Below are 23,455 nucleotides of genomic sequence, written 5' to 3'. Positions count from 1 at the left end.
CCACCGGACCCGCGTCCGGTGTGCGTCCCCTTCCGGCGGCCGACGTGCCCGAGGGCAGCCGCGTGATGACCTGTCGGCATGATCCGCAAGCTGACCTCGTTCTCCACCCGACATCGATGGTTGACGGTCGTCGTCTGGACCGTCCTCGGAGCGGCGCTGTCGTTCGGGGGACAAGCGCTGATGTACGACGTGACCGACTCCCAGGCCGGGGACTTCCTGCCCAAGAAGTACGACTCGGCCGTGGCGCTGCGCACCGCCGAGGAGAAGTTCGGCACCAAACCCGACGCCAACGCCCTGACCGTGCTGGTCGCCAGGGAGGACGGCGGGAAGCTCACCCCGGACGACCAGCGGCGGATCGAAGGCACCGCGGCCGACCTCGGCCACCGGCGGATCGTCGCGCCGGAGCCCGAGGGGCTGATGAGGGACCACTCCCAGACGCCGCGGGTCTCACCGGGCGCCGTGGCCCCGGACCGGAGTTTCCGGCTCCTCACGGTGTCGCTCGACGGAAATCCCGCCGACCCCGGCCTGCAGGACGTCTACAAGGACTTTCGCGACACCGCGAAGGACGAGTTCGCCCGCGCCGACCTGCGGGTCGGATTCACCGGCGGCATCGCCTCCACCGTGGACAACGCGGACGCGGAGGAGACGACGGGGAAGGTCATCGGCAGCCTGACGATGGGCCTGATCGTCCTCCTGAACGTCCTGGTGTTCCGCAGTCCCGCGGCCGCCCTCGTGCCGCTGGTCGCCGTGGCGCTGATCGGCGGTGTCGCCTCGGGAGCAGTGGTCGGCGCGGCGAAGCTCTTCGACATCCGCCTCGACCCGTCCACGCCCTCCCTGATCGGCGTCGTGCTGCTGGGCATCGGCATCGACTACTTCCTCTTTCTGATGTTCCGCTTCCGGGAGCAGCTGCGGAACCACCCCGGGCAGGACGCCCGGACGGCGGCGGCCGAGACGACCGGGCGCGTGGGCGGCGCGATCACATCCGCGGCGCTGACGATCGTGGCGGCCTTCGCGACCCTCGGCCTCGCGAGCTTCGGGCAGTTCCGCGTCCTCGGCCCCGCGATCGCGATCTCCGTACTCGTGATGCTCCTCGCGAGCCTCACGCTCATGCCCGCGCTCCTCGCCGTGCTCGGACGCGGCATGTTCTGGCCCTCACGCGCCTGGAAGAAGGAGCACACCGGCGGCGTCGGCGCACGCCTGGGGCGCGCGGTGAGCCGTCGGCCGCTGCGGTACGTCCTCGGCAGCCTGGTGCTGCTGGGCGCGCTCGGCGCGGGCGCGATCGGCATGAAGATGAGCTACGACCAGCAGGGCCTGCCGGAGACCGCCGCCGTCAGGACCGCCGAGCAGATCTCCCGCAGCCTGCCCGCGGGAGTCTCCGACCCGCACACCGTGTACGTACGCAGCACGAACGGCGGTGACATCGAGGAGAGTTCACTCACCGGCATGACCCGGTCCCTCGCCGGGACGCGGGGCGTCGGCGAGGTGGGCAAGCCGGTGCTCAGCAAGGACCGCACCGCCGCGCGGGTCGATCTGTTCCTGAGCGTCGAGTCCGACACGCAGAAGGCGCGCGACCTGGTCGCGGGCCCCATCAGGGACGCCGCCGCACGAACCGCGCCGCGCGGCACGCAGGCGCACGTCACGGGAACGGCCGCGATCTACGCCGACATCTCGACGGCGGTGGAGAAGGACCTGCGCCTGGTGTTCCCGGTCGCGGCCCTGCTGATCGCCGTGATCCTCTTCCTGCTGCTGCGCTCCCTGCTCGCCCCCGTCGTGCTGATGATCGCGGTGGGGCTCGGGTTCGTGGCCACGCTCGGCGCGAGCACGCTGGTCTTCCAGAACGGCCTCGACAGGCCCGGGGTCTCGTTCACGCTGCCCCTGGTGCTCTTCCTCTTCGTCGTCGCCCTCGGGACCGACTACAACATCCTGATCACCGACCGGATCAGGGAGGAGATGGAACGGCCGGTCGGGGCGCGGCACGCGGTGGCCGAAGCGGTACGGCACACCGCGCCAGCCATCGCCACGGCCGGCATCGTGCTCGCCGGTTCCTTCGCGGGACTGGCCGCGAGCCCCGCCACCCAGGAGATCGGCTTCGCCACCGGCCTGGGGATCGTCCTGTCCTCGCTCGTGCTCTCCCTCGTGCTCGTGCCCGCCCTGGCCGCCCTCCTCGGCCGCGGTCTGTGGTGGCCGCGCAGGTCCGGCAGGACGCCGGGTCAGGAGCCGAACCGGGACCACAGCAGCGCGTGTTCGGCGCTGCCCCGCGGGGCGGTCATCGCGACCAGCTCCAGCCGCTCGGGTCCTGGCAGCAGATAGCCGGTGTACGCGAGGGTGAGCGGGCCCGCCTCGGGGTGGTTCAGGCGCTTGTGGCCGGTGTTCGGGCCGCGCACCTCGTGCTCGTTCCAGGCGTCGGTGAACAACTGGCCGCCGTGCAGGGCGAGTTCCGCGAGGAGCGGCTGGTGGTCCGTGCGGCCGGCCAGGGCGTTGCGCAGACGGTGCACGTTGCCGCGCGCGACGGTCTCCCAGTCCGCGTACAGCTCACGGGCCCTCGGGTCGCAGAGGGCGAACCACGCGAGGTTGCGGCGGTGCGGCGGGAGCGCGCCGAAGTCGGTCACGAGCCAGGCCGCCGCCTCGTTCCAGGCGAGGACGTCGCGCATCGGGCCGACCAGATAGGCGGGCCACACCGTCAGCGCGCGCAGCAGGTCGAGCGCCGCCTCCGGTGCCTCGGCCGGGGCGGGCGGTGCGGACGCCTCGGGCCTGGAGGTGATCCGGTGCAGATGGCCGCGGCCGTCCGCGTCCAGGCGCAGCGCGCTCGCCAGGGCGTCCAGGACCTCCGGCGACGGGCGCCGTTGCCGCCCCTGTTCGAGGCGTGTGTAGTACTCCGGGCTGATCCCGGCGAGCGCCGCGACCTCGGCCCGGCGCAGCCCCGTGAGGCGGCGGCCGGCGCCCCGGGGCAGCCCGACGCACTCGGGGGTGAGCCGAGCCCGCCGGGTGCGCAGGAACTGGGCGAGTTCGGTCGGCCGGGTGGTCATGAGGGGAGGGGCCGATGTGTGAAGGGTCGACGTGTGAGGGGCCGGTGTGTGAGGGGCCGGTGTGTGAGGGGTCGATGTGCGAGGGGTTGACGTGCCGTCATGGGAACAGTGTCCGTCGGCATGATCGTCCGGGGCCAGCCCCGGGGGTGGCCCCGGCAGGGCCACCCCCACCAGGGAGTGCCCCCACCGGTGTCTGGTGACAGCCGCAGAGCGGGCAGAGGCTGCCCCTCATGAGCACCTCGAACTCGCCGAACTCGCCGAACTCGCCGAACTCCCCGAACTCGCCGAACTCCCTCTCGTCCGCCACGGCCTTGCCCCGACCACCCCTGCTCGCCCTGCTCGTCCTGAGCGCCGCGGCCGGGCTGGATGCCGGTGGCGTTGCCGTGCTGAACAGTGCGCTTCCGGCGCTCGGGGCGGAGTTCGGGGTGGCGCCGCATCTGCTGGCCTGGGCCGTCAGCGGGTACGCGGTCGCCTTCGCGGGGCTGCTGCTCGCCGGGGGAGCCCTCGCCGACCGGTTCCCGCGCCGCCGGGTGCTGGCCGGTGGGCTGCTCGCGCTCGCCGCGGGGTCCGTGCCCGCCCTGGCCGCCACCGACTTCTGGATGGTCGCGGCGGGCCGCGCGGTGCAGGGAGCGGGCGCGGCGATCACCATCCCCGCGGCGACCGCGCTGGTCGCCGACCTCTACGCGGCGGGCCCCGCCCGCTCCCGCGCCCTCGGCGTCTTCGCCTCGGTGCAGGCGGGCAGTTACGGCGCGGGCCTGGTCCTCGGCGGAGTGCTCACGGGGGTGGCGGGCTGGCGCCTCGTCTTCGCGGTGCAGGGCGCCGCGGCCCTGCTCGCCGCCTGCGCCGCGGTGCGCGTGCTGCCGGCGGGCGCACCGGACCGCGCCCGCCGCATCGACCCCGCGGGCGGTACGGCGCTGGTGGCGACGGTCGTCCTGGTCGTGCTCGGCATCGATCTGCTGTCGCATCCCGGTGCCGGACGGCTTGTCGCGGCCGCCGCGCTGGCCGGTGCGGCGGCCGCGGGGGCGCTGTGGTGGCGGCGCGGCGGGGACGCGCTGCTCGACAGGCCGCTGCTGCGGCTCGGCACCGTGCGGACCTCGGCGGTCACGGCGGTGGCGTTCTACTTCTGCGTCAACGGCGCGCTGTTCTTCGTACCCCTGTATCTGCAGGACGTACGAGGGATGTCACCGGCCGAGTCCGGATGGGCCGTGCTGCCGGTGAGCGCGGCGGTGACCGCAACGGCGCTGCTCACCGGACGGCTCCTGGAGCGGTTCGGCGTGCGAGCCGTCCTCACGGCAGGGCTGTTGCTCACCGGGGGCGGCGTTCTGCTCTGGTGCCTGACGGGGCCTCAGAGTGCCTACTGGTGGCCGGTGTTCGCGGGGCTCGTGGCGACCGGCGTCGGGCAGGGCCTCGCCTTTCCCGCGCTCACGGTCCTCGGTCTGCGAGGCGTTCCGCAGGACCGGCAGGGCGCGGCATCCGCGGTGACCGCCACCGCCCTGCAGATCGGCAGCGGGCTCGGCCCCGCCGTCCTCGCCGGGGTCGCTTCGGCGGCCGGGTCGGCCCTGGCGGGGCAGCACCTGGCCTTCGCGGTCGCGGCGGGGGCGGCCGCCGCGACGGGGCTCGCGGTCGCCGTCGGACGGCGCCGGACACCCACCGACTCCTCCGCGCGGCGTCAGACGGCCACCGACTCCTCCATCTCCTCCTCCATCTCCACCTGAGCCTCGCGCCCGGTCTCCCGCTCGGCCTCCCGACCCGCCGCGTGCCGCGCGGCGGGGACGGCGGCGGTCCGCTGCCGTCGCTCCCACAGCGCGGCCACGCCGACGAGCAGCAGGCCGACCGCCAGCCAGCCCGTCAACGTCCAGACGTGCTGGGCCAGTTGGTGACCGCCGAAGTAGAGGTGGCTGCGGATGCCCTCGACGAAGCCCGCGCCGTTCCAGAACGCGTGCAGTGAACCGAAGAAGCCGTTCTGCAGTTCGGGCCTGAAGAGCCCGCCGGACGTCGTGAAGTTGAGCATCACGAAGAGCACCATCATCGCCAGCGTCGTCCAGCGCTTGAGGAAGGTGTGCAGGCCCACGCCGATGAACAGGACACCGGCCGAGTAGAGCCAGCACATCGCCCACACGCCCCACAGGCCCTGGTGCACCAGGTGGAAGATCGGCCCCGCGAGCGCCGCGCCGATCAGGCTGACGGCGAGCGAGACCCCCACGACGAGCCCCGCGCGGGCCCGCATCCGCAGTCCGGCGCCGGCCGCGCCGAGCACCGCCACCGACGCGTACGAGCCGATGCTCACGGCGACGAGCAGGAAGAACAGGCCCTGTCCCGTGGGGTCGTCGTCGACCGGCGTGGCCACGTCCGTGACCTTCAGGGGCACGCCCTGCTTCGCCGCGACGGGTGTGAAGATCTTCTGCGCCGCCATCGCGCTCATGTCGGAGCCCGCGGAGGCCACGACGAGTTCGGGCGCCTTCGCGTCGGGGAGATAGGCGCCCGCTATGTCCAGGGACTTGAGCGCGTCGACCGCCTGCTCGCGGGTGGCGAGGGTACGTACGTCGAGCGCGTCGCCCGCCTTGTCCTCGACGGTCTGCGCGAGGACCTGGGTCTGCGGCCCGGAGCCGACGACGGCGATCGGCATGTCGTGCGGCTCGGGCGTGACGAACGCGCCCATGTAGGCGAGGCCCATGCCGAGGCACATCAGCAGGGGCGTGACCAGGTGGACGAGGACGTGGCGCAGGGCGGCGCGCAGTCCGGGGGCGGGTGCCGCGGTGGCGGACATGGCTCTCTCCGGTGGTCGAGTGGGCGGCGATCAGGGGATGGTTGGTATGTACAACAGATTTCGGTGTTGTACTCTACAACCATTCGTGGAGAGGGAGAAAACGTGACCGACCGAGACGGGTCCCGGCCGGGCGCCCGGGGTGAGTCCATCGAGATCATCCAGCGGGAGATGACCGCGTTCGCCCGGCGGGCGCGCGCCACCGCCGCGCGGATGCACCCCGAGCTCTCGCTCGTGTCCTTCACGCTGCTCAGTCATCTCGAGCACCAAGGGGGCTGCCGGGCCACGGATCTGGCCGCGCACTACACGCTCGACAAGTCGACGATCAGCAGGCAGGTCGGGGCGCTGGAGAAGGCCGGACTCGTCGAGCGGCGCCTCGACCCGACCGACCACCGGGTGCACGTACTGCATCTCACCGACCGGGGCGGTGAGGTCCTCGCGCAGGTCGCCGATGCCCGTCGGGTCGCCTTCCATGCGCGGCTGGAGGGGTGGAGCGGGCCGGATCTGTCGCGGTTCGCCGAGTATCTGCTGCGCTACAACGAGGCGGCGGCCGCAGCCGGGGGAGAGGTCGCGGAGTAGCGACGAGTTGCACGAGACGTATCGTCTCGCTTAAGGTCCGGTCATGATCTCACCCCGGCCCGCCCATATCGCCATGTTCTCGATCGCCGCCCACGGGCACGTGAACCCGAGCCTCGAAGTGATCCGCGAGCTCGTCGCCCGCGGCCACCGCGTCACGTACGCCATTCCGCACGTCTTCGAGGAGAAGGTCGCGGAGACCGGCGCCGAGCCCCGGCTCTACACCACGACGCTGCCCTCGCCGGACGACGACCCGGAGGCGTGGGGGACCGAACTCATCGACAACATAGAGCCGTTCCTCGCCGACGCGATCCAGGTCCTGCCCGAGCTCGCCGCCGCCTATGAGGGGGATGAGCCCGAACTCGTCCTGCACGACATCACCTCCTACCCGGCGCGCGTCCTCGCCCGCCGCTGGGGCGTCCCCGAGATCTCGCTCTCGCCGAACCTGGTGGCCTGGGAGGGGTACGAGGAGGAGGTCGCCGAGCCGATGTACGCGGAGCTGAAGACCACCGAGCGCGGCCAGGCGTATTACGCCCGCTTCGCCGCGTGGCTCGCGGAGAACGGCATCACCCAGCACCCCGACCCCTTCGTCGGCCGCCCGCCCCGCTCCCTCGTGCTGATCCCCAAGGCGCTGCAGCCGAACGCCGACCGGGTGGACGAGGGCGTGCACACCTTCGTCGGCGCCTGCCAGGGCGACCGCACCGCGCAGGGCGACTGGGAGCGGCCCGCCGACGCCGAGAAGGTGCTGCTCGTCTCGCTGGGCTCGTCCTTCACCAAGCAGCCCGAGTTCTACCGCGCGTGCATCCGTGCCTTCGGTGACCTGCCCGGCTGGCACGTGGTGCTCCAGGTCGGCAAGCACGTCGACGCCGGCGAGCTCGGGGACGTACCCGCGAACGTGGAAGTGCGTGACTGGGTCCCGCAGTTGGCGGTCCTGAAGAAGGCGGATGCCTTCATCACGCACGCCGGCGCGGGCGGCAGTCAGGAAGGGCTCGCCACCGCCACGCCGATGGTGGCCGTGCCGCAGGCCGTCGACCAGTTCGGCAACGCCGACATGCTCCAGGAGCTCGGCGTCGCACGGCACGTGCCGATGGCGGACGTCACCGCCGAGACGTTGCGCGAGGCCGTCCTCGCGCTGGCCCAGGACCCCGAAGTGGCCCGCAGGCTGGGCGAGATCCAGGCCTCGATGGCGGGCGAGGGCGGCACCAAGATGGCGGCCGATCTCATCGAGGAGGAGCTGGCGAAGGCACGGGCCGCGCGGGGCTGACGTAACGCTCCGTGACGTGTTTCGGTAACGCCCCGGTCATTCGGTAACGCTCTGGTAACGCGGCACTGTCCTGGAAGGGCCATTGACTCGTCCCGAAGGGTTGACCGTTACCCCCGGTCAAAGGTTGCACGCGGGAGATCTTGTTCCTTGCGCGAACCCCTTCCTAGCGTGAGGTGAACTTTCGCCGAACGCCAGGAAGTTGACCCCATGCGTCGAGACATACCGCCCCTCGCAGAGGTGCGCCGCATCACCCAGAAGAAGCGCGACGCGTGGTGGACCGTGTTGCTTGTCGACCCGGTCGCCACGCCACTCGTGCGGCTCACCGCGATGCGTACGAGAATCACGCCCAACCAGATCACCTGGGGCGCGTTCCTCCTCGGCCTCGGCTCCGCCGCGTGCTTCGCGCTCGGCGAGTGGCGTTGGCTCGCGCTCGGTGCCGTCATCTACCACCTCAGCTTCATCCTCGACTGCATGGACGGCAAGGTCGCCCGGCTCACCGGGCAGGGCTCGGTGTTCGGCGCGTGGCTCGACTTCGTCTTCGACCGGATCCGCGTCATGGTGTGCGGCGTCGCGCTGATGGGCGGCCAGTACCACCGCACCGGCGACACCCTCTACATCTGGCTCGCGCTCGCCGTCGTGGCCCTCGACACCCTGCGGTACATCAACTCGCTGGAGATCTTCAAGATCCGCCACTCCATGCGCAAGCAGATCAAGGCGCGCATGCGGGCCGCGAAGCGCGCGCAGAACGAGGCGGAGCTCGCCTTCATGGAGGACCTGCTGCGGGAGAACCCCTCGGCGGACATCGAGCAGGACCTGCAGAGGGCCGCGGGCGAGGCCGGTTACGCCGCGGGCGAGGCCGGTCACGCCGAGCGCCCCGCCGAGGAGGCCGGTGCCGACGGGGAGGCGGCACCGGCGCCCAAGGCCCAGGTGATCGATCTGCACCAGGAGTTCCGGCGGAAGTTCCCCGCCTATCTGCGGGTCCGTTCGTTCCTGCTGCGCCACCGCATCCGCGCGCACCTGGTGAGCGGAATCGAGTTCCAGATGGGCGTCTTCATGATCGGCCCGCTCTTCGACGTGGTGATGCCCGCGACGATCGTCTCCGGGGCGCTCCTTCTGGTCTTCGAACTCGCCATCATCTACAAGCTGCTGCTCTCGACGCGCGACTTCACGCGGACGATCGACTCCTTCGAGGAGCAGAAAGTCGTCGCGGCGGCTTAATCCGCACCCTCTCTCCGTCCCGCTCTGTCTTGTATCTGTTCCGCATCCTTCTTCCACGCGCCGGGCTCGACTGGATTCCCCAGTCGAGCCCGGCGCAGCTCATGTGGCACAAAGTGCCTCCTGTTACCCGGAGTTGGGGTGGCTGTGGCCCCAGATGTCCGATCCTTCGGGCGGGGTCCGGTTTGTTATTACGGAACCTTGTTGAACAAGTCACAGCTGTATGTAGGTATTGATCTGCGCGCGTCAATCAGACAGGGTTTCGTCCCAACACCCGGAGATCTTCCGGCCCTCAAGGGGTGTCGCAACGAACTTGTTGTCACGACAGGCCCTTGGGAAGACAGCTGAATACCCCCCACATCCCCCCACACACCACTGAGGAGACCCCTCTTCATGGCAACTCACAAGCGTGCCCGCACGATGAAGCTCACCGCCGCGATAGCCACCGCCGCCACCGCGGTCGGTGTCACCGTCTTCGCGACCTCCTTCGCCGGCGCGGCCACCCCCGCCGAGGGCAAGGTGTACGGCCTGGACGCCAAGGGCGCCGTCGCCGGCAGCTACATCGTGATGCTCGACGAGAAGGCCAGCAAGGACGCCAAGTCCGACCTCGCCAAGGAGTACGGCGGCGAGCTGAAGCGCAACTACTCCTCCGCCATCAACGGCTTCTCGGCCAAGGGTCTGAGCGAGACCGACGCCAAGCGCCTGGCCGCCGACCCGGCCGTCGGCAAGGTCGTCCAGTCGAAGAAGTTCACCATCGACGCCACCCAGGACAACCCGCCGTCGTGGGGCCTGGACCGCATCGACCAGGAGGACACCGCGGGCGACAAGAAGTACACCTACCCCGACGCCGGGGGCGAGGGCGCCACCGCGTACGTCATCGACACCGGTGTCCGCGTCAGCCACAAGGACTTCGGCGGCCGCGCCACCTCCGGCTTCGACGCCGTCGACAACGACGACAACGCCGACGACGGCAACGGCCACGGCACGCACGTCGCCGGCACCATCGCCGGTGAGGCGCACGGCGTCGCCAAGAAGGCGAAGATCGTCGCCGTCCGCGTGCTCGACGACAACGGCTCGGGCACCACCGAGCAGGTCGTCGCGGGCATCGACTGGGTCACCAAGAACCACCAGGGCCCGTCCGTCGCCAACATGAGCCTCGGCGGCGGCGCCGACGAAGCCCTCGACGAGGCCGTCAAGAAGTCCATCGCCTCCGGCGTGACCTTCGCGGTCGCCGCGGGCAACGAGTCGACCGACGCCGGTCAGGGCTCCCCGTCCCGCGTGAAGGAGGCCATCACGGTCGCCTCCTCCACCAAGGACGACGAGCAGTCGGACTTCTCCAACTACGGCTCCGTCGTGGACATCTACGCTCCCGGCTCGGACATCACGTCCGACTGGAACACCGGTGACGACGCCACCAACACCATCTCCGGTACGTCGATGGCGACCCCGCACGTCGTGGGCGCCGCCGCCGTCTACGTCGCCGCCCACCCGGACGCCAAGCCCGAGGACGTCGCCAAGGCGCTGACCGACGGTGCGACCCCGGACAAGATCACCAACCCGAGCGAGGGCACGCCCAACAAGCTCCTGAAGGTCGTCGAGTAATCTCGCCGCCCCCCTGAGCCGCGGCCGTCGTGCCCACCCCCACGGGGCACGGCGGCCGCTCTATCGTGTGCGCATGGCGATCAAGACTTACGCGGCGCTGCTGCGCGGCATCAACGTGGGCGGCCACAAGAAGGTGCCCATGGCCGAGCTGCGGGCGCTCCTGGAAGGGCTCGGCCTCGACGGCGTACGGACGTATCTGCAGAGCGGCAACGCGGTCTTCACCGCCGACCGGGGCGACGAGGCGTCTACGGCCACCGAGGAGTCGCTGGCCGTCGAGGTCCGGGCGGCGATCGAGGAGCGCTTCGGCTTCGCCGTGGACGTCCTGGTGCGCGAGGGCGCGTATCTGAAGGCGGTGGCCGACGCCTGCCCGTTCCCCGCCGCCGACCTCGAGGCGAAGCAGCTGCACGTCACCTACTTCTCCGCGCCCGTCGAGCCGGACCGCTTCGCCGCCGTCGATCAAGCCGCCTTCCTGCCCGAGGAGTTCAGGCTCGGCGACCGCGTCCTGTACCTGTACGCCCCTGAGGGCCTCGGTCGGTCCAAGCTCGCCGAGCAGCTGTCGCGGCCCGCCCTGAACAAGGGTCTCGTCGCCACCACCCGCAACTGGAACACCGTCACCCAGCTCGTGGAGATGACCCGTGTCTGAGCACTCCTCCGCCGGCCGCACCCCCGCCGTCGACGCCGCCATCGAGGGCGAGCTGCGCCTCCTCGACCCCGAGGTGCGTGCCTCGCCCGAGCTCTTCGGGGCGCTGCTGCACCCGGAGTTCACCGAGTTCGGGGCGTCCGGGGCGCGGTGGGACCGGGAGTCGATCGTGCGGGTCCTCATGGAGGCCCCGGCGCCCGGCGGCCGCCCCGTCACGACCTGCCGCATGCGCGGCGTGCAGCTCGCCGACGACCTGGTGCATCTGACCTTCGACACGGACAGCAACGGCCGTACGGCACACCGTAGTTCGCTGTGGCGGCGTACGGAGAGCGGCTGGCGGCTCTGGTTCCACCAGGCGACGCCGTTCAGCGCGGGCTAGATCCGTTCGGTGCGGGCCGGATCTCTGTTCGGCGGGGCGCCCGTGTGCGAGGCTCGGGCGCATGCGCTACATCATCATCGGGGCAGGGGCGATCGGCGGCACCGTCGGCGGGCGGCTCTTCGAGGCCGGACACGATGTGGTCCTCGTCGCGCGGGGCGCCCACAAGGACGCGGTGCGAGAGCACGGGCTGCGCCTCGTCACGCCCGACGGCAACCGCGTCCACCGCATACCCGTAGTGGAACACCCGGCAGAACTGGGTGAGTTGAGACCTGACGACGTGCTCTTCCTCGCGGTGAAGACCCAGGACGCCGAGGCGGCGCTCGGCGCGTGGGCCGGGCGCCCGGTGGCAGGCGGCGGCACGGCGGGCGAGGTGCTCCCGGTGGTCTGCGCGCAGAACGGCGTGGACAGCGAGCGCATCGCGCTGCGCCGCTTCCGTCGGGTGTACGGCGTGTGCGTCTGGCTGCCCGCCACGCACAACGAACCGGGCGTCGTCACCACCGCGGGCGTCCCGTACACCGGCATGCTGCACATCGGGGTCTACCCCGGCGGCGTCGACGACACGGCCGTACGGATCGCGGCCGACCTGGAGAAGTCGAACATCCTCGCGCCCGTCGTGGCGGACGTGATGCGCTGGAAGTACGGCAAGCTGCTCGCCAATCTCGCCAACGCCATCGAGGCGACCACGGGCCTGTTCGTCTCCGAGGGTGCCAGGGCCGTGTACGCCCGCGCCCGCGCCGAGGGCGAGGCCGCGCTCACCGCGGCGGGCATCGCGTGGGCGGGGGAGGAGGAGCAGCGGGAGGCTCGGGGCGACCGCATCCGCTTCGACCCCTTCGACGGCTCGGAGCGTGGCGGCGGCTCCTCCTGGCAGAGCCTGAACCGTGGCACGGGGCGGATCGAGGCGGACTATCTCAACGGCGAGATCGCCCTGCTCGGGCGGTTGCACGGGGTGGCCACGCCGGTGAACGACGTGTTGCAGCGGGTGGCGAACGACTTCGCTCGTGAGGGGCGCCCCGCGGGGGGCATGACGGTCGAGGAGCTGGCGGCGGTGGTCGACCGGGCGGGGTGAGGCGGCTTGGGGTGGTTCGGTGTCTGCGGGTGCTTTGTGGTTGCTCGCGCAGTTCCCCGCGCCCCTTACGGGGCATAGTTCCAGTTCCCCGCGGCCCTTACGGGGCTACGGGAGGCGTGAAGTCAGCTGGAGGGTCGTTCTGCCGGTGTCCTCCGGTATCTCGCGCGTCTGCGTGTAGCCGAGGCGCTTGAGGACCGAGAGGGACGGTGCGTTCTCCGAGTCGACGGTCGCGTGCACCTCGGCCAGGCCCAGGGTCTCGTGCCCGTACGAGGTCAGGAGCCGCGCCAGCTCCGTGCCGAGACCGAGGCCCCAGCTCTCCTTGGTCAGGCCGTAGACGATCTCGTGTCCGTCGAGCCACTCCTCCGGCGACGGCTTGATCTCGGCGTGGCCGGCATAGCGCCCCTCGTGCCGGACCGCCCACACGGGAAAGCGCTCCTCGGCGTAGACGAGGCTGAACAGCCGGCCGAACAGCGCGCGGTCGTCCTCCGCGCTCTGTATCCCGTCCCCGAACCAGCGGCCCACGGCCTCGTCCTGGAACAGTGCGACGAAGTCCGCCTCGTCGGCGGCGACATAGGGGGAGAGGGAGAGCCGTTCGGACCGCAGTTCGGGTGTCATCCGCGTGACGGTAGAGGGGGGTGGGCGGCGGTGCAAGCAGATTCCGCTCAGCCCACCGTCCCTGGCAGCCCGATGGGGTTCGGGAACGGGAGGACGTCCGAATCCAGGATGTGCCGGGCCGCGGGTTCCAGGGCCGCCAGGAGGGTGTCCGTCTCGGTGGGGGAGAGGGGGCGCAGCAGGCGGTCGGCGAGGCGGTCCGTGTCGTCCTCGATCAGCTCGCGTTCCGTGACGCCCCGTTCGGTGATGTGGCCCGCCGGGTCGAGCAGTCCGCGGACGCGCAGACGGTCCACGGCGGCCGCCCACTCCTCCTCGCTCCAGCCACGGTCCTGGCGGATGCCGGAGGGGTCCACGCGGTCGGTCGCGGCGGCCAGGACCAGGGCCTCCCGGGCGTCCAGGCCGTGATCGGCGAGTACGGCGACATGCGCGTCGCCGCGGAACTCGCGGACACAGGTGGCCAGTTGCCACAGCCGTTCCACCGGGTCGGAGCGCTGGGCGAGGTCGCGGTTGGCGGCGAAGAGAGGGCGGGCGAGCGGCGGCGCGTCCTCGACCAGGGCCGCCAGGGGTTCGTTGACCGCCGAGGCCAACGCCTTGGCGTCCGGGAGCAGTTCACGCAGCGCGCGGGCCGCGAGGCGGGCGCGTTCCTCGACGACCCGGTCCGGAGAGGCGTACTCCCAGGCGGACGGCAGGGCGCGCGCCACCATGCCCGGAGCGAAGACGCCGAGCGCCGCCGCGGCGACCCCGGGGCCGACGCGGCCCATCGGGGCGGTGCGGGCGGCGAAGTACCCCATCCAGAAGCCCTTGAGGCCCACCGCCCTGCCGAGGCCGCGGCAGCGCTCCTCGAAGTAGATCACCGCGTGCAGGGGTTCGGTCCGCAGCCACAGCGTGCGGGATCGGCTCGGGGTCATGAACCCACAAGCTAGGCCAGTGCGGGAATCCGCGCCAGAGGAGGAACTTGGCAGGTGCCAGGGGCATGCGCTTCGTCGTAGCGCCGCACGAGGAGCCGCGCCACTGCCGGAGCGGGGCCGAGGACGTCGGCCAGTACGTCGGCATCGGCGGCGCCCCGCGCGATGCGGTCCGGCAGGAAGCCGGGGGCCAGGACGTAGGGGGCGACGGCCACCCGCCGCACCCCCTCCACGGCCCGCAGTTCGCGCACGGCGTCCTCCGTGCGCGGCAGGGACGCGGAGGCGAACGCAGGCCGCACGGCGCACCAACCGGTACGCCGCCACTCCCGCGCGATGTCAGCGATCACTGCGATCGCCTCCGGGTCCGACGACCCCGCCGAGGCCAGCACGACCCCGGTCGAGGACTTCTCCGCGGGGTCCAACCCCGCTTCGTACAACCGCTGTTCCAGGGCGGACAGGAGCAGCGGGGAGGGGCCGAGCACCGCCGCCTGCCGGATACGCAGGACCGGCGGGGCCTGGCGCAGCACCGCGGGGATGTCCGCCTTCGCGTGGAACGCGCGCGTCAGGAGCAGCGGCAGGGCCACCACGTCCCGTACGCCTTCCGCGGCGATCCGCTCCAACACCCCGCCGACGGTGGGGGCGTTGAAGTCCAGGAAGCCCGTCTCCACCCGCAGTCCGGGCCGCAGTGACCGCACCGCGCGCACCAGTTCGCGCACGGTCGCGGCGTGCCGCGGGTCGCGGCTGCCGTGGGCGATGACCAGGAGCGTCGGGCGGGCTCGGGTGGGAAAGGGCGTGCGGTGCATGGCGGATCAGCTCTTCACGAGGAGGCCGCGGCTGCGCAGGACGCGCCGCTCCAGCGGACTGAAGATCAGCAGGTCGATGGCGATGCCGACGATGAGGATGAGGAAGATGGCGAGGAAGACCAGGGACATGGAGCTGGCGTTGCGGCCGTTCTCCAGGAGCTTGCCGAGGCCCACGCCGAGGTCGGGCGAGGACGCGATGATCTCCGCGGCCATCAGCGAGCGCCAGGAGAACGCCCAGCCCTGCTTGAGCCCCGCGAGATAGCCGGGCAGCGCCGCGGGGAGCACGATGTGCCAGGTGTGCTTGAGCCCCGTCGCGCCGAGCGTGCGGCCCGCGCGCAGGAACAGCGGCGGCACCTGGTCGACGCCGGAGACCAGGCCGTTGGCGATGGAGGGCACGGCGCCGAGCAGGATCACCGCGTACATCATCTGGTTGTTGAGGCCCAGCCAGATCACGGCGGGCGGCACCCAGGCGACGGAGGGCAGGGACTGCAGACCGGAGAGGATCGGTCCGATCGCGGCCCGCACGAACCGCACCCGCGCCACGAGCAGACCGAGCGGCGTACCGATCGCCAGGGCGAACAGGAAGCCGAGCAGACCGCGCGAGACGGACGTCCAGATGTATTCGAGCAGGGTGCCCTGCAGCCACGCCTCGGACACCTCGTCCCACACCGCGGACGGCGCGGGCAGCTTGGTCGGGTCGTCGACGATCTTGAAGGAGACCAGCGCCTGCCAGACCACGAGGACCAGCAGGACGGCGGTCAGCGGCGGCAGCACCTTCTGGACCAGGACCTGGCTCACCGGGGTGCGGGTGGGGCCCGTGCCGGACTCGAGTGCGTCGAGGCCCGCCTCCAGGCCCGCGAGGTCCTGGCCCTGGCCGGATTCCTTGATCGGCGTGGACGTCTCAGTGCTTGCCATGGCGGCGGATCTCCCCACGCAGTTGTTCGGTGATCTCGACGGACAGTTCCGCAACGGCGGTGTCCTCGATGCGGCGCGGGTGCTCGATGTCGACCCGCCACTGGTGCGCCACCCGGCCCGGACGCGACGAGAGGAGCACGACGCGCTGGGCCAGGCGCACGGCCTCGCGGACGTTGTGCGTGACGAAGAGGACGGAGACGTTGGTCTCGCGCCAGATACGGGTCAGCTCGTCGTGCAGGACATCGCGGGTGATGGCGTCGAGCGCCGCGAACGGCTCGTCCATCAGCAGGAGTTGACTGTCCTGGGCGAGCGCGCGGGCCATCGCCACGCGCTGGCGCATGCCGCCGGACAGCTCGTGCACCCGCTTGCGGTGCGCGCCCTGCAGGCGGACGAGTTCGAGCAGCTCATCGGCGCGCTCGCGCCGCTCGGCCTTCGGCACGCCGCGCAGCTTGAGGGCGAGCTCGATGTTCTTGCCCGCGGTCAGCCACGGGAAGAGCGCGTGCTCCTGGAACATCAGCGCCGGGCGGCCGTCGGTCGTGATGGTGCCGTCGGACGGCTTGTCGAGCCCGGCGACGAGGTTGAGCAGGGTCGACTTGCCGCAGCCCGAGGCTCCCAGGAGGGTGACGAACTCGCCGGGCGCGACATCGAGGGTGATGTCGTCGAGGACGAGCTGGGGTCCGGCGGGGCCGCCGAAGGACTTCGAGACGTGCTCGATCCTGGCGGCGTGCTCGGCCGTGGTGCGGGTGTCCTCCGTGGCCTTGGCGAGGGTGGTTGCCATGGTCGTCGCCTCCTGGGAACTCGGCTGCTTGGCGGGCTACTTGACACCGAGACCGGCGTCGTCGACCGGGGACTCGCCCTCGGCCTTCAGGACCTTGTTCAGCGGACCGAGGTCGTAGATGCCCCCCAGGTCGGGCTTCTCCAGGAGGCCGGCCTTGACCGCGTGGTCCGCCTCGGCGTCGAGCGTCGCGGCCAGCGGGTCGTTGGTCGTCCGGATGGACTTCCACGCCGGGTCGAGCACCTCGGCGGGCAGCGGCTTGCCGGAGTCCGCCTTCAGCCGGGCGTTCGCGGAGGCCTTGGCCTTCTCGGGGTTCTTCGCGATCCACGCGTTGGTCTTCACGGCGCCGCGCAGGACGGCCTCGACGGCCTTGGGGTGCTCCTTCAGGAACTCCTGGCGCACGATGATGTTCGTGATCACGAACTTCTTGTCCGGCCACAGGTCGGCCTCGTCGAGGAGGACCTTCGCGCCCTCGGCGACCAGCTTGGACGCGGTCGGCTCCGGCACCCAGGCGCCGTCGATGGAGCCGGACTTGTAGGCGTCCGGGGTGATCTTGTTGTCGGTGCGGAGCACCGAAACGTCGCCCTTGCCGCTCTGCGCGTCGACCTTCCAGCCCTTCTCGGCGATCCAGTTGAGGAAGGCCACGTCCTGGGTGTTGCCGAGCTGCGGCGTCGCGATCTTCTTGCCCTTGACGTCGTCCTGGGACTTGATCTTCTTCGGGTTCACGACGAGCTTCACGCCGCCGGAGGCCGAACCACCGATGATCCGCAGGTTCTTGCCCTGGGACTTGGTGTAGCCGTTGATGGCGGGGGACGGGCCGATCCAGCCGATGTCGATCGATCCCGCGTTCAGCGCCTCGATCTCCGAGGGGCCCGCGTTGAACTGGGAGTACTTCGCCTCAGTGCCGCCGAGCTCCTTCTGGAACAGGCCCTCCTGGTTGCCGACAAGGGCGGTGGCGTGGGTGAGGTTCGGGAAGTACCCGATCTTCACGCTGTCCAGGCCTTCGATCTTCTCGGCACCCTCGGCGATCTTGGCCTTGCCGTCGGTGTCGGACGCCTCTGAGCCGTAGCCGCAGGCGCCGAGCGCCAGGGCGAACAGGGGCAGGGCCGCCAGGGCGGCGAGTCGGGTGCGTGGTGCAGGCACGGGAGGTGGTCCTCTCGTTGGCCCGGTCTCACGCCGTCAGGGCGTGGCCGGGAGGTCGGCAGGTCTTCGTCTTCGCAGGGAAGGGCCCGCGGGCAGGCGGCGGGCGTGGGCGCGCGAGCGGTGCGCGTGCACCGCCCCCGCCGCAGGCGTCACTCCGCACATCGCGCCACTCCGCCCTGCCCGCTGCCGAGGGCGCCGCTGCCGATGCGGCCGCCCTCCTTCGCGAACGTCGCGAACATGTCGACGTAGGTCATGGTCAGAAATCCCAACCCTCGTCGTCCGCCGCCGAGTTGATCTCCTCGGCGGGCGTGGCGAAGGCGTCGCCCGCCATGCCCGCGGCCAGCGTCGTGCCGTCCGCCGGGTCGATCAGCAGGAAGGACCCGGTGCGGCGCGAGTCGGCGTAGGAGTCGAGCGCGAGCGGCTCCGCGGTGCGGACCTTCACCCGGCCGATGTCGTTGGCCACCAGCTGGCCCGGCTCCGGGTGCTGGGAGAGGTCGTCGAGGGTGAGCCGCGAGGGGATCTCCTTCACGATCGCCTTGACCGTGCGGGTGGTGTGCTTGAGCAGCACCCGCTGGCCGACGCTCAGCGCGGTGTCCGCGACATGGCAGACCGTCGCCTCGACGTCCTGCGTGGCCTTCGGGACGTCGCCGCTCGGCACGATCAGGTCGCCGCGCGAGATGTCGATGTCGTCATCGAGGAGCAGCGTGACGGACTGCGGCGTCCACGCCACGTCCACCGGCTTGCCCAACAGGTCGATCCCGGAGATCTTCGAGGTCCGCCCCGACGGCAGCACCGTCACGGACTCGCCGACCCGGAACGTGCCCGCCGCGATCTGCCCCGCATATCCCCGGTAGTCGGGGTGCTCCGCGGTCTGCGGGCGGATCACGTACTGCACGGGAAGGCGTGCGTGGCAGGAGGTGAGGTCGTGGCTGACCGGGACCGTCTCCAGGTGCTCGAGGACGGTCGGGCCGCCGTACCAGTCCATGTTCGAGGACGGCTCGACGACGTTGTCGCCCGCGAGCGCCGAGATCGGGATCGCGGTGATCTCGGGGACGCCCAACTCGCCCGCGTACGAGGTGAATTCCTCGGCGATCCGCGCGAAGACCGTCTCGTCGTACGCGACGAGGTCCATCTTGTTCACCGCGAGCACGACGTGCGGCACGCGCAGCAGGGCGGCGACCGCGGCGTGGCGGCGGGTCTGCTCGATGACGCCGTTGCGGGCGTCGACCAGGACGACGGCGAGGTCGGCCGTGGACGCGCCGGTGACCATGTTCCGGGTGTACTGCACGTGCCCCGGGGTGTCGGCGAGGATGAACCGCCGCCGGGCCGTGGCGAAGTAGCGGTACGCCACGTCGATGGTGATGCCCTGCTCGCGCTCGGCCCGCAGGCCGTCCGTGAGCAGCGCCAGGTCGGGGGCCTCGGCGCCGCGGCTCGCCGAGACGCGCTCCACGGCCTCCAGCTGGTCGGTGAGGACCGACTTGGAGTCGTGCAGCAGGCGGCCCACCAGGGTGGACTTGCCGTCGTCGACGGAACCGGCGGTGGCGAACCGCAGCAGGGTGGTGGCGGACAACTGCTCGGTGGAGAGCGGCTGTACCGGCTCGGCGGTGCTGTTGGTGCTCATGGTTAGAAGTACCCCTCGCGCTTGCGGTCTTCCATCGCGGCCTCGGAGAGCTTGTCGTCCGCCCGCGTCGCCCCGCGCTCGGTGAGGCGGGACGCGGCGATCTCGGCGATGACGGCGTCCAGCGTCGTCGCGTCCGAGTCGACGGCGCCGGTGCAGGACATGTCGCCCACCGTGCGGTAGCGGATCAGCCGCTTGACGACCTCCTCGCCCTCCTTGGGGCCGCCCCAGTCGCCCGCGGTCAGCCACATCCCGGAGCGCTTGAAGACGTCCCGCTCGTGCGCGAAGTAGATCTGCGGGAGCTCGATCCCCTCGCGGGCGATGTACTGCCACACGTCCAGCTCGGTCCAGTTGGAGAGCGGGAAGACGCGGACGTGCTCGCCGGGCGCGTGCCGGCCGTTGTAGAGCTGCCACAGCTCGGGGCGCTGGCGGCGCGGGTCCCACTGCGAGAACTCGTCGCGCAGGCTGAACACCCGCTCCTTGGCGCGGGCCTTCTCCTCGTCGCGGCGCCCGCCGCCGAAGACCGCGTCGAACTTCTCGCTCTGGATCTTCTCGGTGAGCGGCACGGTCTGCAGCGGATTGCGCGTGCCGTCGGGCCGCTCGCGCAGCTTGCCCGCGTCGATGTACTCCTGCACGGAGGCGACGTGCAGCCGAAGCCCGTGCTCGGCGACCACGCGGTCGCGGTACGCGATGACCTCGGGGAAGTTGTGCCCGGTATCCACATGCAGCAGCGAGAAGGGGATCGACGCCGGGGCGAACGCCTTCAGCGCCAGGTGCAGCATGACGATGGAGTCCTTGCCACCGGAGAAGAGGATCACCGGCCGCTCGAACTCGCCGGCCACCTCACGGAAGATGTGCACCGCCTCGGACTCCAGGGCGTCCAGGTGGCTGAGCGCGTACGGGCTGTCGTTGCCCTCGCTGTCGGTGCCCTCATCGGTCACAGCGGCGACGGTCGTCATGCGAGACCCCTCTCGGTGAGCAGCGCCTTCAAGGCCGCCGCCGACTCCTGCACGGTCTGGTCCTGCGACTCGATGCGCAGATCGGGCGATGCGGGCACCTCGTAGGGGTCGTCGACCCCGGTGAGCCCGGATATCTCGCCCGCCGCCTGCTTGGCGTACAGGCCCTTCACATCGCGTACGGAGCAGACCTCGACCGGCGTCGCGACATGCACCTCGACGTACGCGGTGCCGTTCGCCTTGTGGCGCCCCCGCACCGCCTCGCGGCTGTCCGCGAACGGGGCGATCACCGGGACCAGGGCCAACACGCCGTTGCGCGCGAGGAGTTCGGCGACGAAGCCGATCCGCTGCACATTGGTGTGCCGGTCCTCGCGGCTGAAGCCGAGGCCCGCCGAGAGGAACTCGCGGATCTCGTCGCCGTCGAGCACCTCGACGCGGCGGCCCTCCTCGCGCAGGCGGCCCGCCAGTTCGTACGCGATGGTGGTCTTGCCGGCGCTGGGCAGGCCGGTGAGCCAGACGGTGGCTCCGGTCGTCACGTGGTTCTCCCGGGTCTGTAGCTGCTGGGTCTGTGGCGCGGGCATCAGTGGATTCCGCACTCGGTCTTGTTGTTCCCCGCCCAGCGGCCGGCCCGCGCGTCCTCGCCCTCCAGGAGGCGGCGGGTGCAGGGCGCGCAGCCCACCGAGCCGTAGCCGTCCATCAGGAGCGGGTTGGTCAGTACGCCGTGCTCGGTGACGTACGCGTCCACGTCGTCCTGCGTCCAGCGGGCGATCGGCGAGACCTTGACCTTCTGCCGCTTCTCGTCCCAGCCGACGACCGGGGTGTTCGCGCGGGTCGGCGACTCGTCGCGGCGCAGCCCGGTGGCCCACGCGGCGTAGCCCTTGAGGCTGTCCTCCAGGGGCCGCACCTTGCGCAGCTTGCAGCACAGGTCGGGGTCGCGGTCGTGCAGCTCGGGGCCGTACTCCGCGTCCTGCTCGGCCACGGTCTGCCGCGGCGTCAGGGTGATGACGTTGACGTCCATCACGGCCTCGACGGCGTCGCGGGTGCCGATGGTCTCCGGGAAGTGGTAGCCGGTGTCGAGGAACACGACGTCCACACCCGGCAGGGCCCGCGAGGCGAGGTGGGCGACGACCGCGTCCTCCATCGAGGAGGTCACGCAGAACCTGGCGCCGAACGTGCCGACCGCCCACTGGAGGATCTCCAACGCGGAGGCGTCCTCCAGGTCGCGCCCGGCCTGCTCGGCGAGAGCCTTCAACTCCTCGTTCGTACGCAGCTCTTGATCCTGAGCCGTCGTCATATCTCTTCCCCTCCACCGCTGGTGTGCCGAACGCCCCGGGAGAGCAGCCCGAGGAACTTCAGCTGGAAGGCTCGATTGCACGCCGCGCATTCCCAGGCACCGTGCCCGGTCTCGTTCGGGCGCAGGTCCTCGTCGCCGCAGTAGGGGCAGTGGAAGGGGGCGGCACGCTCGCTCACTTGAGGGCCTCCTCGGACGCGCGCGCGGTCCACGTCGCGAACCGCTCGCCCTCCTCGCGCTGCTCCTGGAAGCGCTTGAGGACCCGCTCGACGTAGTCGGGCAGCTCGGCCGCGGTGACCTTCAGGCCGCGGACCTTGCGGCCGAAGCCGGCGTCCAGGCCGAGCGCGCCGCCCAGGTGCACCTGGTAGCCCTCGACCTGGTTGCCCTCGTCGTCGAGGACCAGCTGGCCCTTGAGGCCGATGTCGGCGACCTGGATGCGGGCGCAGGCGTTCGGGCAGCCGTTGATGTTGATGGTGATCGGCTCGTCGAACTCCGGGATGCGGCGCTCCAGTTCGTCGATGAGCGAGGCGCCGCGCGCCTTGGTCTCGACGATGGCGAGCTTGCAGAACTCGATGCCGGTGCAGGCCATGGTGCCGCGCCGGAAGGGCGAGGCGTTGACCCTGAGGTCGAGGGCTTCGAGCGCGGAGACGAGCGAGTCGACCTGCTCCCGCTCGACGTCGAGCACGATCATCTTCTGTTCGGCGGTGGTGCGAAGGCGGCCCGAGCCGTGTGCCTCGGCGACCTCGGCGATCTTCGTGAGGGTGGTGCCGTCCACGCGGCCGACGCGGGGTGCGAAGCCGACGTAAAAGCGCCCGTCCTTCTGCTGGTGCACACCGAGGTGGTCGCGCCAGACGCCGCTGGGCTGCTCGGGCGCGGGCCCGTCGGCGAGCTTGCGGCCCAGGTAGTCGTCCTCCAGGACCTGCCGGAACTTCTCCGGGCCCCAGTCGGCGACGAGGAACTTCAGGCGGGCGCGGTTGCGCAGCCGGCGGTAGCCGTAGTCGCGGAAGATGCCGATGACGCCGCCGTACACGTCGGGCACGTCCTCCAGCGACACCCAAGTGCCAAGGCGCACACCGAGCTTGGGGTTGGTGGAGAGGCCGCCGCCGACCCACAGGTCGAAGCCGGGGCCGTGCTCGGGGTGGTGGACGCCGACGAAGGCGACGTCGTTGATCTCGTGCGCGACGTCGAGCTGCGGCGAGCCGGAGATCGCGGACTTGAACTTGCGCGGCAGGTTCGAGAAGTCGGGGTTGCCGATGAAGCGGCGCTGTATCTCGTCGATGGCGGAGGAGCCGTCGATGATCTCGTTCTCGGCGATGCCCGCGACCGGCGAGCCGAGGATCACGCGGGGCGTGTCACCGCAGGCCTCGGTCGTGGAGAGCCCCACGGCCTCCAGGCGCCGCCAGATCTCGGGGACGTCCTCGATGCGGATCCAGTGGTACTGGATGTTCTGCCGGTCGGTGAGGTCGGCGGTGCCGCGTGCGAACTCCTGGGAGATCTCGCCGATGACGCGCAGCTGCTCGGTGGTCAGGCGTCCGCCGTCGATCCGGACCCGGAGCATGAAGTACTCGTCGTCCAGCTCCTCCGGCTCCAGGATCGCGGTCTTGCCGCCGTCGATCCCGGGCTTGCGCTGGGTGTACAGGCCCCACCAGCGCATCCGCCCGCGCAGGTCGTTCGGATCGATCGAGTCGAATCCGCGCTTGGAGTAGATCGTCTCAATGCGTGTCCGCACATTGAGACCGTCGTCGTCCTTCTTGAACTGCTCGTTCCCGTTGAGCGGAGTGAAGTGACCTACGGCCCACTGGCCCTCGCCGCGGTGACGGCTCGCCTTGCGGCGGGGCGTGGCTGGGGCGGGCTTCTCTGGAGTGGTGGGCATGGTTGTACGTCCTTCGGGCAGCGGGAAATGCG

23 protein-coding genes are annotated in these 23,455 nt (G+C 71.1%); 9 read left to right on the top strand and 14 right to left on the bottom strand.

The window, feature by feature from the left end; translation table 11 throughout:
* Positions 1–78: 78 nt before the first annotated feature.
* A complete protein-coding gene (locus AB0B50_RS21985; protein WP_362334291.1) occupies positions 79–2,310 on the top strand; it encodes an MMPL family transporter in 2,232 nt (743 codons plus the stop codon).
* On the opposite strand, the gene AB0B50_RS21980 is transcribed toward AB0B50_RS21985, so the two are convergent.
* A complete protein-coding gene (locus AB0B50_RS21980) occupies positions 2,211–3,026 on the bottom strand; it encodes a helix-turn-helix transcriptional regulator (RefSeq protein ID WP_362334288.1) in 816 nt (271 codons plus the stop codon). The two genes, AB0B50_RS21985 and AB0B50_RS21980, sit on opposite strands and share 100 nt — an antisense overlap.
* A gap of 230 nt (positions 3,027–3,256) precedes the next feature.
* On the opposite strand from AB0B50_RS21980, the gene AB0B50_RS21975 reads away from it, so the two are divergent.
* Positions 3,257–4,741, top strand: a complete 1,485-nt coding sequence (locus AB0B50_RS21975; RefSeq protein ID WP_362334285.1) for an MFS transporter — start codon at positions 3,257–3,259, stop codon at positions 4,739–4,741.
* On the opposite strand, the gene AB0B50_RS21970 is transcribed toward AB0B50_RS21975, so the two are convergent.
* Positions 4,696–5,793 (bottom strand): hypothetical protein, encoded by a 1,098-nt coding sequence (locus AB0B50_RS21970; RefSeq protein ID WP_362334282.1) that lies wholly within the window; start codon positions 5,791–5,793, stop codon positions 4,696–4,698. The genes AB0B50_RS21975 and AB0B50_RS21970 overlap by 46 nt on opposite strands.
* 168 nt (positions 5,794–5,961) lie before the next feature.
* Here AB0B50_RS21970 and AB0B50_RS21965 point away from each other — a divergent pair, with 168 nt between their 5' ends.
* The 7 genes from AB0B50_RS21965 to AB0B50_RS21935 all read left to right on the top strand — a co-directional run bounded on the left by AB0B50_RS21965 (position 5,962) and on the right by AB0B50_RS21935 (position 12,532).
* Positions 5,962–6,369 carry a MarR family winged helix-turn-helix transcriptional regulator gene (locus AB0B50_RS21965; protein ID WP_362334873.1) on the top strand — a complete coding sequence of 136 codons (408 nt, stop codon included), beginning with the start codon at positions 5,962–5,964 and terminating at the stop codon, positions 6,367–6,369.
* Positions 6,370–6,412: 43 nt separating this feature from the next.
* A complete protein-coding gene (gene mgt, locus AB0B50_RS21960) occupies positions 6,413–7,630 on the top strand; it encodes a macrolide-inactivating glycosyltransferase (protein ID WP_362334279.1) in 1,218 nt (405 codons plus the stop codon).
* A gap of 207 nt (positions 7,631–7,837) precedes the next feature.
* Positions 7,838–8,848 carry a CDP-alcohol phosphatidyltransferase family protein gene (locus AB0B50_RS21955; RefSeq protein WP_362334276.1) on the top strand — a complete coding sequence of 337 codons (1,011 nt, stop codon included), beginning with the start codon at positions 7,838–7,840 and terminating at the stop codon, positions 8,846–8,848.
* A 390-nt stretch (positions 8,849–9,238) separates the two neighbouring features.
* A complete protein-coding gene (locus tag AB0B50_RS21950) occupies positions 9,239–10,447 on the top strand; it encodes a S8 family serine peptidase (protein WP_362334274.1) in 1,209 nt (402 codons plus the stop codon).
* Between the two features lie 73 nt (positions 10,448–10,520).
* Entirely contained in the window at positions 10,521–11,090 is a 570-nt protein-coding gene (locus tag AB0B50_RS21945; protein ID WP_362334272.1) for a DUF1697 domain-containing protein, read from the top strand.
* A complete protein-coding gene (locus AB0B50_RS21940) occupies positions 11,083–11,466 on the top strand; it encodes a DUF4440 domain-containing protein (RefSeq protein WP_362334268.1) in 384 nt (127 codons plus the stop codon). The genes AB0B50_RS21945 and AB0B50_RS21940 overlap by 8 nt, the downstream gene beginning before the upstream one ends.
* A gap of 61 nt (positions 11,467–11,527) precedes the next feature.
* A complete protein-coding gene (locus AB0B50_RS21935) occupies positions 11,528–12,532 on the top strand; it encodes a 2-dehydropantoate 2-reductase N-terminal domain-containing protein (RefSeq protein WP_362334265.1) in 1,005 nt (334 codons plus the stop codon).
* Between the two features lie 105 nt (positions 12,533–12,637).
* Here AB0B50_RS21935 and AB0B50_RS21930 read toward each other — a convergent pair whose 3' ends face one another.
* The 12 genes from AB0B50_RS21930 to AB0B50_RS21875 form a co-directional block, all read right to left on the bottom strand.
* On the bottom strand, positions 12,638–13,147 hold the full coding sequence (locus AB0B50_RS21930) for a GNAT family N-acetyltransferase (protein WP_362334262.1): 510 nt from the start codon (positions 13,145–13,147) through the stop codon (positions 12,638–12,640).
* A gap of 47 nt (positions 13,148–13,194) precedes the next feature.
* Positions 13,195–14,052 carry a hypothetical protein gene (locus AB0B50_RS21925; RefSeq protein ID WP_362334259.1) on the bottom strand — a complete coding sequence of 286 codons (858 nt, stop codon included), beginning with the start codon at positions 14,050–14,052 and terminating at the stop codon, positions 13,195–13,197.
* Positions 14,053–14,063: 11 nt separating this feature from the next.
* The gene (locus AB0B50_RS21920; protein WP_362334256.1) at positions 14,064–14,852 is read right to left on the bottom strand and encodes a sirohydrochlorin chelatase; all 789 of its coding nucleotides are present in this window, start codon (positions 14,850–14,852) and stop codon (positions 14,064–14,066) included.
* Between the two features lie 6 nt (positions 14,853–14,858).
* Positions 14,859–15,767 carry an ABC transporter permease gene (locus AB0B50_RS21915; RefSeq protein WP_362334253.1) on the bottom strand — a complete coding sequence of 303 codons (909 nt, stop codon included), beginning with the start codon at positions 15,765–15,767 and terminating at the stop codon, positions 14,859–14,861.
* Positions 15,754–16,545: an ABC transporter ATP-binding protein gene (locus AB0B50_RS21910; RefSeq protein ID WP_362334250.1), complete on the bottom strand. Its 792-nt coding sequence runs from the start codon at positions 16,543–16,545 to the stop codon at positions 15,754–15,756. Before AB0B50_RS21910 ends, AB0B50_RS21915 begins: the two co-directional genes overlap by 14 nt.
* Positions 16,546–16,581: 36 nt before the next feature.
* Positions 16,582–17,685: an aliphatic sulfonate ABC transporter substrate-binding protein gene (locus tag AB0B50_RS21905; RefSeq protein ID WP_362334247.1), complete on the bottom strand. Its 1,104-nt coding sequence runs from the start codon at positions 17,683–17,685 to the stop codon at positions 16,582–16,584.
* 256 nt (positions 17,686–17,941) lie between these two features.
* Positions 17,942–19,306 (bottom strand): GTP-binding protein, encoded by a 1,365-nt coding sequence (locus AB0B50_RS21900; RefSeq protein WP_362334244.1) that lies wholly within the window; start codon positions 19,304–19,306, stop codon positions 17,942–17,944.
* Positions 19,307–19,308: 2 nt separating this feature from the next.
* Positions 19,309–20,262, bottom strand: a complete 954-nt coding sequence (gene cysD, locus AB0B50_RS21895; RefSeq protein WP_362334241.1) for a sulfate adenylyltransferase subunit CysD — start codon at positions 20,260–20,262, stop codon at positions 19,309–19,311.
* Positions 20,259–20,840, bottom strand: a complete 582-nt coding sequence (cysC, locus tag AB0B50_RS21890) for an adenylyl-sulfate kinase (protein WP_362334238.1) — start codon at positions 20,838–20,840, stop codon at positions 20,259–20,261. The genes cysD and cysC overlap by 4 nt, the downstream gene beginning before the upstream one ends.
* A complete protein-coding gene (locus AB0B50_RS21885) occupies positions 20,840–21,553 on the bottom strand; it encodes a phosphoadenylyl-sulfate reductase (RefSeq protein ID WP_362334235.1) in 714 nt (237 codons plus the stop codon). Before AB0B50_RS21885 ends, cysC begins: the two co-directional genes overlap by 1 nt.
* Positions 21,550–21,729 carry a hypothetical protein gene (locus AB0B50_RS21880; protein WP_362334232.1) on the bottom strand — a complete coding sequence of 60 codons (180 nt, stop codon included), beginning with the start codon at positions 21,727–21,729 and terminating at the stop codon, positions 21,550–21,552. Before AB0B50_RS21880 ends, AB0B50_RS21885 begins: the two co-directional genes overlap by 4 nt.
* Positions 21,726–23,423 (bottom strand): nitrite/sulfite reductase, encoded by a 1,698-nt coding sequence (locus tag AB0B50_RS21875; protein WP_362334230.1) that lies wholly within the window; start codon positions 23,421–23,423, stop codon positions 21,726–21,728. Before AB0B50_RS21875 ends, AB0B50_RS21880 begins: the two co-directional genes overlap by 4 nt.
* Positions 23,424–23,455: the final 32 nt, after the last annotated feature.

It is taken from the genome of Streptomyces sp. NPDC041068 (assembly GCF_040647455.1).
GTDB lineage: Bacteria > Actinomycetota > Actinomycetes > Streptomycetales > Streptomycetaceae > Streptomyces.
This window is presented reverse-complemented; position numbering and strand designations above follow the sequence as displayed.